We start from the raw sequence: 11,695 nt of genomic DNA on the forward strand, positions 1-11,695 counted from the left end.
CGTGATTGGACTAGGGATTCAGCCTACCGAGATCGCCGCGACGGCGACGGCACCGCCGGGCGATTCCTGCAGTCGCGCGCGTCCGCCGAGCGCGTCGAGCTCGAGGACCACGGACACGCCCTCGACGATCGCGCCCGCGCTGCGCAGCAGCGCGACGGCGGCCGACACCGTGCCTCCGGTGGCGAGGACGTCGTCGACGATGAGGATCCGCTTGCCCGCCAGCGCGATGCCCTCGGCGGGGATCTCCAGCGCCGCGGAGCCGTATTCGAGCTGATACTCCTCGCGCAGTACGGGCGGCGGCAGCTTGCCGGCCTTCCGCACCGCGAGGGTTCCGACTCCCAGGCGCAGCGCCACGCCGGAGCCCAGCAGGAAGCCGCGGGCGTCCAGCCCGGCCACCAGGTCGACCGCGGTGGCCCCGTCCGGGCCGCGCCCCGCCGCGGCGAGCCCGTCGATGACCGCCGCGAGGGCGGCACCGTCGGCGAAGACGGGAGTGAGGTCGGCGAAGACGACCCCCGGCTCCGGGAATCCGGCGACGTACCGCGTGTGCGCGGCGACGGCCGCGCGGGCCGTATCACTCACGACGACGGCCGCGCTTGGTCTGCGGGCGGGCGGGGGCCTTGTCGAGCTGCACGGCGTCCGCCCCGGCCACGGCGTCCGCGGCCTCCCCGGCCTCGGCACGGGCGCGGCGGGCCAGCACCTTCTCGTTGTGCGCCTTGTACTGCGGGCGGCGTTCCTTGAGCGAGACCAGCAGCGGCGCGGCGAAGAACACCGACGAGTAGGTGCCGACCACGACGCCGACCAACTGGATCAGACCCAGGTCCATCAGCGTGCCGACCCCGAGCAGGCCGGCCGCGACGACCATCAGCGCGATGATCGGCAGCGCCGAGATGACCGTGGTGTTGATCGAGCGCATGAGCGTCTGGTTGATCGCCAGGTTCGCCTGTTCGCCGTAAGTGCGCCGGCTGGTGTTGAGCACGCCGCGCACGTTCTCCTCGACCTTGTCGAAGACGACGACCGTGTCGTAGAGCGAGAAGCCCAAGATGGTGAGCAAGCCGATGACGGTGGCGGGGCTGACCTCGAAGCCGGACCAGGCGTAGACGCCTGCAGTCACGACCACGTCGAAGATCAGCGACGCGAGCGCCGCGAGCGCCATGTCCCACTCGCGGAAGCGCAGCGCGATGTACGCCGTGACGAGCACGAGGAAGACCGCGAGCGCGAGGAGGCCGCGCTGGGTGATCTGATCGCCCCACGTCGAGCTGACGCCCGAGAAGCTGATCGTGTTCTCGGCGGATCTACCGTCCTGTGCCGGCGGACGGAAGGTCTCGAACAGGGCTTGCCGGGCCTGCGTGATCTGGTCGTTGTCGAGCTCGGACAGTGCCACCTGGTAGGTCTGCGCCGCGCCGGTGCCGGCGGTCTGCACCGCGGAGGGCTCGACGCCCGTCGCCGAGCGCACGGTTTCGCGGACCTTGGCGGTATCGACCTGGGCGTTCCCCACGGGGAAGGAGATCTGGGTGCCGCCCTCGAAGTCGATGCTGAACTTGAAGCCGGGGATGAGGATGCCCAGGATGGCGACCACGATGATGACGCCGGTCGCGATGTAGTACCGGTTGCGCTTGCCGACGATGTCGAACGCGCCCGTACCGGTGTAGAGCTTGGTGAAGAAGGACGCCTTCTTCTCGCTCTCGATGCTGGTGTCGGTCATGCGGACGCCTCCTCGATGGTCGCTGCGGCGCGCTTGCGCTCACGGCCGATCGCGGCCACGGCGCCGAGTCCGTTCATCGACGGCTTGGCGAAGAACTCGGTCTTCGACGCGAAGTACACCAGGGGGTGCGTCACGAGGAAGACGATGACGACGTCGAGGATGGTCGACAGGCCGAGCGTGAACGCGAAGCCCTGCACATCGCCCACGGCCAGCACGTACAGCACGACGGCCGAGAGGAGCGAGACCGCGTTGCCGGTCCAGATGGTGCGCCGGGCCCTGGCCCAGCCGCGCGGCACCGCGGAACGGAAACTTCGACCCTCGCGGATCTCGTCCTTGATCCGCTCGAAGTAGACGACGAACGAGTCGGCGGTCATGCCGATGCCGATGATGATGCCGGCGATGCCCGCGAGGTCGAGCGAGTAGCCGATCCAGCGGCCGAGCAGCACCAGGAGCCCGTAGAGGAGCGCCACCGACAACGCCAGCGACAGCGCGACCAGCACGCCGAGCGCGCGGTAGTAGGCCAGCGCGTAGATCAGGACGAGGAACAGGCCGATGGCGCCGGCGATGAGGCCGGCCCTGAGCGATTCGAAGCCGAGCGTCGCGCTCACGGTCTGCGCGGTGCCCGGCTTGAAGGACAGTGGCAGCGAGCCGTACTTGAGCACGCCCGCCAGGTCGCCGGCGCTCTGCTGGTTGAAGTCGCCCGTGATCTGGGTCTGACCGCCGGTGATCGGGCCGTTGATGTTCGGGGCGGTGATGACCTGCGAGTCGAGCACGAACGCCGCCTGCTTGCCGACGTTGTTCGCCGTGAAGTCCGCCCACACCCGCGAGGCCTCGCCGGTGAACTCGAGCGTCACGACGTACTGGACCTGGTTCTGCGGGATGCCCGAGGAGGCGTTGCTGATCGACTGGCCGTCGATGATCGCGGGGCCCAGCGTGTAGACGGTGCCCGGCTGTCCCGCCTTGCGCTCGTCGGGGCGATCGCAGGTGATGAGGGGCTTGGTCGGGTCGTCATTGCCCGCCAGCGGGTCCGACGGGGCGTTGCAGTTGAGGGTCTCGATGGCCCGCTTCTGCACCGCGGGGTCGGTCGACTGGCGCGTGGCGCGCGCGTCGTTGATCGCCTTCGTCGCGGCTGCGGGATCGGCCAGGTCGGGCGCGGGAGTGTTCACCGCGGGAGCGGCCTGCGAGGCGAGCACCGGGCGCACCTTGAGCTGTGCGGTCTGGCCGAGGGTGCGTGCCTGGTCACCGTCGGAGCCGGGCACCGTGATGATCAGGTTGCGCCCGCTGATCTTGACCTCGGAGCCGGAGACGCCGAGACCGTTGACGCGCTTGTTGATGATGTCGCGCGCCTGCTCCATCTTGTCCGAATCGGGGGCACTCCCGTCGGGCGTCACGGCCTGCAGCACGACGGAGGTGCCGCCCTGCAGGTCGATGCCGAGCTTGGGCGTGGGCTCCCGGTCACCGGTGAAGAACACCAGCCCGAAGACCACGAGCAAGATCAGCCCGAAGGCGATGAGGAGCCGCGACTCGGTGCGGTCGCTGCTCGATTTATTCCTGGCCACGGGCGGTTACGACTCCTCGGCGTGGAGAACGTCTCCGGCGGACTTGAAGCCGGAGACGTTCGCTGAAGTGGTGACGGTGAAGCGGGTCAGCGGTCCTCGGAGCGCTTGTCCAGGTCGATCGGGCCGTCGTCCTCGATGATGGTCTCGATCGACGGGGCGCCGAGCTCCTCAGGGGTCAGCACCTTCGCGATGGCGCGGCGCACCCAGGTGGTGGTGATGCCGGGGGCGATCTCCAGGTCGACCGTGTCGTCACCGAGCCCGACGACGGTGCCGTACAGGCCCGTGCTCGTCATGACCTTCGTGCCCACGGTGAGGGTGGCCTGCATCTCCATCGTCTCGTTCATCTGCTTCTTCTGCTTCCGGAACTGGAAGAACAGGAAGACGAGCATGAGGACGAGTAGCAGGGGCAGGATCAGGTTCGACATGGTTCTCCTCGGTGGTGCGGCCGCGGACGCTCCGCAGCCTCGCCGCCCGGGTCGTAGGCAGCACTCGATGTTCCAGTGTTCCACATCTCGCCCGGTTCAGGCGGGGCGGTGCACCACCAGCGGCAGCACCACCGCCGCCCCGGCCTCCCGCAGCCGGGCCGCCGCGACGGTCACCGCCCAGCCCGTGCCGGACTCGTCGACGACCAACAGCACCGATCTGCCGCGAACGGCCTCGGCGGCCGGCGCGGCGTCGATCGCGTCGAGCCAGTGCGCGGCCTCCTGCGCCCCCGAGGCGTCCCGGCCGGGCGCCGGGCCGCGGGGCACCGGCAGGCTCACCCGCTCGAGCCGGCCCACCTCGGCGATCCGGTCGGCGACGGGCTCGACGGGCGCGGGCCGGTCGGTCAGCTGCAGCGAGGCCACGACCTCGGGCCGTGCGCGCCACTGCTCCTTCCACCGCGACAGCGCGGCGACGGCGGCGTCCCCGAGATCGGCGATCGCCCGCGGATCGCCGGATCTCGCCGCTCCGACGGTGCCCGTCCACTCGGGCGCGTCCGCGAACACCAGCACCCGGCCCGGCTCGGCCGCGAGGTCGGGCTGGATCCGCCCCTTGCGGCCGGCGACGCCGCCGGGCCACATCTTGCGCGGCTCGAGCACCTGGCTCTGCGATCGCAGCGCGCCCGCCACAGCCCGCGCGGTGTCCGGCGGAACCGGCTCGCCCAGGCCGTCGGGCACGTGCCCCAGGCACACCGAACAGCGCCCGCACGGCGCGGCCTCGGGATCGTCGAGCGACTCGGTGAGCAGCTGCATCAAGCACCGCTCGCCTCGGGTGTACGCGCGCATGATGTCGGCCTCGCGGCGACGGGTGGCGACGATCCCGTCGTAGTGGGCACCGTCGTAGTGCCACGGCGCGCCGGTGGCGCGGTAGCCGCCCTCGACGCGCTCCACGGCACCGTCGACAGCGAGCTGCTTGAGCATGAGCTCGATCCGGGTGCGGCGGATCCCCGTCGCGGCCTCGAGCGCGATCGCGGACTGACCTTCCCCGGTCTCCTCGTCCGCGAGGGCCGCGAGCACGCGGTCCATCTGCTGGGGGTCCGGGATCGTGGCGGTGGCGAAGTAGTCCCACACGCCCGCGTCCGACTCGGACGGCAGCAGCGCGACGACGGCGTGGTCGATGGCGCGCCCGGCACGGCCGACCTGCTGGTAGTACGAGACCGGCGAGGGCGGCGAGCCGACGTGCACGACGAACCCCAGGTCCGGCTTGTCGAAGCCCATGCCCAGTGCCGAGGTCGCGACCAGCGCCTTGATCTCGTTGGCGCGCAGTGCGTCCTCGAGGCGGGCGCGGGTGTCCGGGTCGAGCTTGCCGGTGTACGCGGCCACCGGGTACCCGGGACCGTGCACGGCGCGGATCCCGTCGACGAGACGTTCCGCGTCGGCCACCGTGAGGGCGTAGACGATGCCGGAGCCGGGCAGGTCCGGCAGGTGCCGCGCGACCCAGGCGTACCGGGTGATGGGGGCCAGCGCGGGCAATACGTTGAGCTGCAGGGACCGGCGCGCCAGCGGCCCGCGCAGCACGAGCGTGGCGTCGCCGAGCTGCGCGGCCACGTCGTCGGTGACGCGGGCGTTCGCGGTCGCGGTGGTGGCGAGCACCGGGGTCCGCGGATGCAGCCGGGTGAGCACATCGGAGACGCGGCGGTAGTCGGGGCGGAAGTCGTGGCCCCAGTCGGAGACCGCATGCGCCTCGTCGATCACGAGCAGGCCGAGGGAGCCCTCGAGGGCGTCCAGGACGCGCCGCCCGAAGGACGGATTGGCGAGCCGCTCCGGCGAGACCAGCAGCACGTCGACCTCGCCGGACGCCAGGGCCGCCTCGATCGTGTTCCATTCCTCGAAGTTCGACGAATTCAGGGTCGCGGCGCGCAGGCCCGCGCGTTCGGCGGCGGCGACCTGGTCGCGCATGAGCGAGAGCAGCGGCGAGACGATGAGCGCCGGTCCCGCGCCCTCCGCCCGCCGCAGAGCGGTGGCCACCCAGTAGACGGCGGACTTGCCCCAGCCCGTGGCCTGCACCACGAGCACGCGCGCTGCGGGCTCGAGCAGCGCCGCCACCGCGGTCTCCTGATCGTCGCGGAGCGCCGCACCGGGCCCGGCCAGGGCCTCGATCACGCGCCGCGCGCGCTCCGCCCGCTCCCCTGTGAGCTGTCGTTCCGTCATCGCTCGGACTCCCCTGATCGGTTGCACCCCGAGGCTAGACGGCTCCACCGACACGCACCCGGGACCGCGGGCTCCAGATCCGAGCGCGGCAGCACACGCCGGCTCCTCGGCGGGATCGTTCCCAGCCACCCCACAGTCCGGCGGCAGGGACGGCGCAGCGGGACGAACGAGGGTCGTCCCCATGACAACCGAGATCGCCCCCGGCCCGATGGTCGCGGCACCACTGGACGGGCCTGAGCCGGCGGAAACCGCCCCCGTCCTCGACATCGTGATCCCCGTCTACAACGAGGCCCACACGATCGCGCACTGCGTGGAAACGCTCCGCGCGTACCTCGACGCCTCCGTCGGCATCCCGGCGCGGATCACCATCGCCGACAACGCCAGTACGGACGACACGCTGCGGGTGGCGCACGCGCTGGCCGCCGCGCTCGACGGCGTGCGCGTGGTGCACCTCGACGCGAAGGGCCGTGGCCGCGCCCTGCGCCGGGTGTGGGAGCAGTCCGACGCCCGAGTGCTGGTCTACATGGACGTCGACCTGTCGACCGATCTCAAGGCGCTGCACCCGCTGGTCGCCCCGCTGCTGTCGGGGCACAGCGACCTCGCGATCGGCACCCGCCTCGGGCGCGGCGCGAACGTGGTGCGCGGACCGAAGCGGGAGTTCATCTCCCGCGGCTACAACCTGCTGCTGCACACGGCCCTGCGCGTGCGCTTCTCCGACGCCCAGTGCGGCTTCAAGGCCATCCGCACCGACGTCGCGCGGCAACTGCTCCCGCTGGTCGAGGACGGTGAATGGTTCTTCGACACCGAGCTGCTCGTGCTCGCCGAGCGGGCCGGCCTGCGCATCCACGAGGTCCCGGTGGACTGGACCGACGATCCGGACAGCCGCGTCGATATCGCCGATACCGTGCGGAAGGACCTCAGGGGGGTGCTCCGGGTGGGCCGCGCGCTCGGCCGGGGCGCCCTGCCGCTCGACGACGTGCGCCGGGCCCTCGGCCGGGGGGAACCGCAACTGGCGGGCGTGCCGCACAACATGGTGGGGCAGCTCGCGCGGTTCGCCGCCGTGGGAGTGGCGAGCACCGTCGCCTACGCGGCCCTCTACCTGGTGCTGCACCCGGCCATCGGGGCGCAGGGCGCGAACTTCGCGGCGCTGCTCATCACGGCGGTCGGCAACATCGCGGCCAATCGGTCGTTCACCTTCGGCGTCCGCGGGCGGGAGGGCGCCGCGCGCGACCACCTGCTGGGGTTGGTCGTCTTCCTCCTCACCTGGGCGCTGACGTCCTGCAGTCTGGCGGCCCTGGCCCACATCGCGCCGCACGCGAGCCGGGAGTTGCAACTGGCGGTGCTGGTGGTCGCGAATCTCGTCGCGACGATCACCCGGTTCCTCGGTATGCGCCTGATCTTCCGCTCCGCCGGCGCCCCGAAGGCGGGGCCGCAGTGACCAAGCCCCGCGAGCGCATCGCGGTCGCCGCCCTCCTCGGAGGGACGGCGATCGCCTACATCTGGGCCCTCGGGCGGGCGGGGTGGGCCAACGCCTTCTACGCCGCCGCCGTCCAGGCCGGCACCGTCAGCTGGAAGGCGATGTTCTTCGGCAGCTCGGACGGCGCGAACTCCATCACCGTCGACAAGCCGCCCGCCTCCCTGTGGGTGATGGAGGCGTCCACCCGCGTCTTCGGCGTGAACACCTGGGCGATGCTCGTCCCGCAGGCCCTCCTCGGGGTGGCCTCCGTCGCGCTCCTGTACGCGACGGTGCGCCGCCGCTTCGGCCCCGGAGCGGGGCTGCTCGCCGGCCTGCTCCTCGCCGTCACGCCGGTGGCGGCCATGATGTTCCGGTTCAACAACCCGGACGCACTGCTCGTGCTGCTGATGATCGCCGCGACGTGGGCGCTGCTGCGCGCCGTCGAGGACGGTCGCTGGCGGTGGCTGATCGCCTGCGGCGCCTTCGTGGGCCTGGGGTTCCTCACCAAGCAGCTCGCCGTGATGCTCATCGTTCCCGGCCTGGCCCTGACCTATCTGATCGCGGGCCCGCCGAAGCTCGGCAGGCGCGTCGCGCAGCTGTTCGCCGCGGGCGCCGCGATGGTGATCGCGGCCGGCTGGTGGCTGCTGGCCGTCGAACTGTGGCCCGCCTCGTCGCGGCCGTGGATCGGTGGCTCGCAGAACAATTCGATCCTGGAGCTGACGCTCGGGTACAACGGCCTCGGCCGCCTCAACGGCGACGAGAGGGGCAGCGTCGGCCCCGGCCGCGGCGGCATGGAGCCGCCCCCGGGGTTCGAGTTGCCGGCCGGGATGGAGCTGCCCGGCCATCGCGGCGGCGGGATGTTCGGGGAGCCGGGCGTGCTGCGCATGTTCGAGCCGGCGCAGGCCGGCCAGATCGCCTGGCTGTTGCCCGCGGCGTTGATCGCCCTCGTCCTGGTGCCGGTCCTGCGCCGGCGCGCCCCGCGCACGGACGGCGATCGCGCCGCCGTGATCGCCTGGGGCGGCTGGCTGCTCGTCACCGCGATCACGTTCAGCTTCATGGCCGGCATCTTCCACGCCTACTACACGGTGGCCCTCGCGCCCGCGATCGCGGCACTGGTGGCGATCGGCGCGGCCGTCGGATGGCGCGAGCGGGATCGGCCGGGGGTCCGCGGGGTCGGGGCCCTCGCCGTCGCCGCGACGGGCGCGACCGCCTGGTACATCCTGGATCTGACGCCCGAGTGGAACCCGTGGCTGCGCTGGTCGATCGCCGCAGCCGCCGCCGTCGCGACGGTGGCGATCCTCGCAACGCTGGTTCCCACGGTCGGCCGCAGCCGGCGCATCGGCGGGGTGATCGCCGCGACGGCGCTGTTCGCCGCACTCGCCGGACAGGTGGCCTTCACGGCGGAGACGGTCACGTCGCCGCGCCAGGGGGCCATCGTCTCCGCGGGCCCGTCGAGCGGGCACGGCTTCGGCCCGGGCGGCGGCATGGGCCGGATGGAGCGGCTCGGCGGCGGCTTCGGCCGTCCGGCCGGGGGCACGCGGCCCGACGGTGCCCGGGCGGGCGGGGCCGGCGGGGACGGGCGCGAGGCCGGCGGACCGTCGTTCCTGATGGGCAGCACGGCCGGGCCCGAGGTGACCGCGCTCCTGCTCGCGGACGCGGACCGCTACACCTGGGTCGCCGCGACGGTCGGGGCCAACGCCGCCGCCGGCTATCAACTCGCGACGGGCAAGCCCGTGATGCCGATCGGCGGCTTCAACGGAACCGACCCCTCCCCCACGCTCGCCCGGTTCCAGCAGTACGTGCGGGACGGCCGGATCCACTACTTCCTCGCCGAATCGGGCGGCCGTTTCGGCGGATTCGGAGGCTCCGGCACAGCGTCGGAGATCCGGGCGTGGGTGGAGAAGACGTTCTCGTCGCGCACCGTCGACGGGGTCACGGTGTACGACCTCACCGCGCCGACCGGGCGATCGGCCGCACCGCGCTAGAACATCGCCGCGTTAGAACAGCCGGTCGTCGGGATCGACGTCGGCGCGGACCTCGATCCCGGCGGCCAGCGCACCGGCGGGTGGTTCGAGTCCCAGGTGGTGCCACGCCGCCATCGTGGCGACGCGGCCCCGCGGGGTGCGGGCCAGCATGCCGGCGCGCACGAGGAAGGGCTCGCAGACCTCCTCGACGGTGCCGGGCTCCTCACCGACGGCCACGGCCAGTGTGGACACACCCACGGGGCCACCGCCGAAGCTGCGGATCAGGGCGCCGAGCACGGCCCGGTCGAGCCGGTCGAGGCCCAGCTCGTCGACGTCGTAGACCTTGAGCGCCCCACGCGCGACGTCGACGGTGACGGTCCCGTCGGCGCGGACATCGGCGAAGTCGCGGACCCGGCGCAGCAGCCGGTTGGCGATGCGGGGCGTGCCGCGGCTGCGGCTGCCGATCTCCGCGGCGGCCTCCCGCTCGATCGAGATACCGAGGATCGTGGCACTGCGCTCGATGACCCGCACCAGATCAGCGGTCTCGTAGAAGTCCATGTGTGCGGTGAAGCCGAACCGGTCGCGCAGCGGGCCGGTGAGCGCGCCGGACCGGGTGGTGGCCCCCACCAGCGTGAACGGCGCCACGTCGAGCGGGATGGAGGTGGCGCCGGGCCCCTTGCCCACGACGACGTCGACCCGGAAGTCCTCCATCGCGAGGTAGAGCATCTCCTCGGCGGGACGGGCCATGCGGTGGATCTCGTCGATGAACAGCACGTCGCCCTCCACGAGGTTCGACAGCATCGCGGCGAGGTCTCCGGCGCGCTCCAGTGCGGGGCCGGAGGTGACGCGCAGCGCCGTGCCCAACTCGCCCGCGATGATCATCGCGAGGCTGGTCTTCCCCAGGCCCGGCGGCCCGGAGAGCAGGATGTGATCGGGCGTGCCGCCGCGGAGCTTCGCGCCGTGCAGCACCAGCTGCAGCTGCTCCCGGACCTTGGGCTGGCCGATGAACTCGTCGAGCGACTTCGGGCGCAGCGACTCGGTGTCGTCGCCGGTGAGGGCCGCGGGCCCCATGATCCCCTCGGCCTCCTCGAACTCACTGCCGAACTCGCCGTCCACCCCGTCGCCGTCGTGCACGTCAGCCACGGCCCAGGGACTTCAGGGCGTCGCGCAGGAGCTCTGACACCGACTTGCCGGCCCCGGCCTCGACGGCGGCCGCGACGGCGGGCTCGGCCTGCTTCGGGGTGAATCCGAGGCCCTCGAGGGCGTTCAGGAGCTGCTCGGAGACGCCGTCCGCCGGCACCGTCGACCCGGCGGACGCGGAGCCGTTCGACGACGCCGCGCTGACCTTGTCCTTGAGCTCCACGTGGATCCGTTCGGCGACGCGCTTACCGACGCCGGGGATCAGGCACAGCGTCGTGATGTCGCCCGAGGCGATGGCGACCTGCATCTGCGCGGGCTCGAGCACCGCGATGGCGGCCATGGCCAGCCGCGGGCCGACGCCCTGCACCGTCTGGAGCAAGTGGAACAGGTCCTGCTGCGGACCGTCGGTGAAGCCGTACAGCGTCTGCGAGTCCTCCCGCACCACCATGGAGGTCAGCAGGAAGCCCTCGCTGCCGCGCGTCAGCGTGCCCGCGGTGTTCGGGGCGACGAGGACCCGGTAACCGACGCCGGCGCACTCGACCACCACGTGATCGAGCCCGATGTGCCGTACCTCGCCGCGCAGCGACGCGATCATCCCACTCCTCCTGTGACCCCGCGGCCGGCGCGACGCTGTGCCGCGAGCCGCTGCTCGAAGACCTTCTTCTGTTCCGCAGCACGACGTTCCGCCTCTGCCATCCGGGCGATCATGGGCGCCCGCCAGCTGTGGCACACGGCCAGCGCGAGGGCGTCCGCCGCGTCCGCCGGTTCGGGCGCCTTCTGCAGCCCGAGGATCCGGGTGATCATCGCCGTCACCTGCGCCTTGCCCGCGTTGCCGTTGCCCGTGACCGCCGCCTTGACCTCCGACGGGGTGTGGAAATGCACGTCGATGCCCCGGCGGGCGGCGGCCAGGGCCACCACGCCGCCGGCCTGCGCCGTGCCCATCGCCGTGGATACGTTGTGCTGCGCGAAGACCCGCTCGACGGCGATCACGTCGGGCTCGTGGGTGTCCATCCAGTACTCCGCGGCGGTCCACACCGCCAGCAGCCGCTCCGCCAGCGGCATCGTCGACGGCGTCCGCACCACGTCGACGTCGAGCGCCGTGACCTTCCGGGCCGCGCCCGTCTCGACCACCGACAGGCCGCAGCGCGTGAGCCCGGGGTCCACCCCCATCACCCGCATCGCCGCACCTCCGCACACCGCCCGAACAGTCAAACCTTTGTTCGAGAGCATACCCGCTCGGCGCC

At 72.3% G+C, this 11,695-nt stretch carries 10 protein-coding genes; 2 read left to right on the plus strand and 8 right to left on the minus strand.

Annotation, left to right across the window (positions count from 1 at the left end):
* Nucleotides 1-18 precede the first annotated feature (18 nt).
* The 5 genes from FK529_RS07950 to FK529_RS07970 all read right to left on the minus strand — a co-directional run bounded on the left by FK529_RS07950 (nucleotide 19) and on the right by FK529_RS07970 (nucleotide 5,891).
* Complete coding sequence (locus FK529_RS07950; protein WP_146560441.1) at nucleotides 19-579, minus strand: adenine phosphoribosyltransferase; 561 nt, start codon at nucleotides 577-579, stop codon at nucleotides 19-21.
* Nucleotides 572-1,702: a protein translocase subunit SecF gene (gene secF / locus FK529_RS07955; RefSeq protein WP_146560442.1), complete on the minus strand. Its 1,131-nt coding sequence runs from the start codon at nucleotides 1,700-1,702 to the stop codon at nucleotides 572-574. The genes FK529_RS07950 and secF overlap by 8 nt, the downstream gene beginning before the upstream one ends.
* Nucleotides 1,699-3,261, minus strand: a complete 1,563-nt coding sequence (gene secD / locus FK529_RS07960) for a protein translocase subunit SecD (protein ID WP_231702990.1) — start codon at nucleotides 3,259-3,261, stop codon at nucleotides 1,699-1,701. The genes secF and secD overlap by 4 nt, the downstream gene beginning before the upstream one ends.
* An 86-nt stretch (nucleotides 3,262-3,347) precedes the next feature.
* Entirely contained in the window at nucleotides 3,348-3,686 is a 339-nt protein-coding gene (yajC, locus tag FK529_RS07965) for a preprotein translocase subunit YajC (protein ID WP_146560443.1), read from the minus strand.
* Nucleotides 3,687-3,782: 96 nt separating this feature from the next.
* The gene (locus tag FK529_RS07970) at nucleotides 3,783-5,891 is read right to left on the minus strand and encodes a RecQ family ATP-dependent DNA helicase (protein WP_146560444.1); all 2,109 of its coding nucleotides are present in this window, start codon (nucleotides 5,889-5,891) and stop codon (nucleotides 3,783-3,785) included.
* A gap of 181 nt (nucleotides 5,892-6,072) precedes the next feature.
* Between FK529_RS07970 and FK529_RS07975 the strand changes: the two genes are divergently transcribed.
* Both FK529_RS07975 and FK529_RS07980 read left to right on the plus strand, forming a co-directional pair.
* Nucleotides 6,073-7,329, plus strand: a complete 1,257-nt coding sequence (locus FK529_RS07975) for a bifunctional glycosyltransferase family 2/GtrA family protein (protein WP_146560445.1) — start codon at nucleotides 6,073-6,075, stop codon at nucleotides 7,327-7,329.
* Nucleotides 7,326-9,332 carry a glycosyltransferase family 39 protein gene (locus FK529_RS07980; RefSeq protein ID WP_146560446.1) on the plus strand — a complete coding sequence of 669 codons (2,007 nt, stop codon included), beginning with the start codon at nucleotides 7,326-7,328 and terminating at the stop codon, nucleotides 9,330-9,332. The genes FK529_RS07975 and FK529_RS07980 overlap by 4 nt, the downstream gene beginning before the upstream one ends.
* A 12-nt stretch (nucleotides 9,333-9,344) precedes the next feature.
* Here FK529_RS07980 and ruvB read toward each other — a convergent pair whose 3' ends face one another.
* From ruvB to ruvC, 3 genes are all read right to left on the minus strand, one after another.
* Entirely contained in the window at nucleotides 9,345-10,382 is a 1,038-nt protein-coding gene (gene ruvB, locus FK529_RS07985; RefSeq protein WP_146560658.1) for a Holliday junction branch migration DNA helicase RuvB, read from the minus strand.
* A 64-nt stretch (nucleotides 10,383-10,446) separates the two neighbouring features.
* Nucleotides 10,447-11,046, minus strand: a complete 600-nt coding sequence (gene ruvA / locus FK529_RS07990) for a Holliday junction branch migration protein RuvA (protein ID WP_146560447.1) — start codon at nucleotides 11,044-11,046, stop codon at nucleotides 10,447-10,449.
* Nucleotides 11,043-11,630 (minus strand): crossover junction endodeoxyribonuclease RuvC, encoded by a 588-nt coding sequence (gene ruvC, locus FK529_RS07995; protein ID WP_146560448.1) that lies wholly within the window; start codon nucleotides 11,628-11,630, stop codon nucleotides 11,043-11,045. The genes ruvA and ruvC overlap by 4 nt, the downstream gene beginning before the upstream one ends.
* Nucleotides 11,631-11,695: the final 65 nt, after the last annotated feature.

The sequence above is a fragment of the Tsukamurella asaccharolytica genome (genome assembly GCF_007858435.1).
GTDB classification, from domain to species: Bacteria; Actinomycetota; Actinomycetes; order Mycobacteriales; family Mycobacteriaceae; genus Tsukamurella; species Tsukamurella asaccharolytica.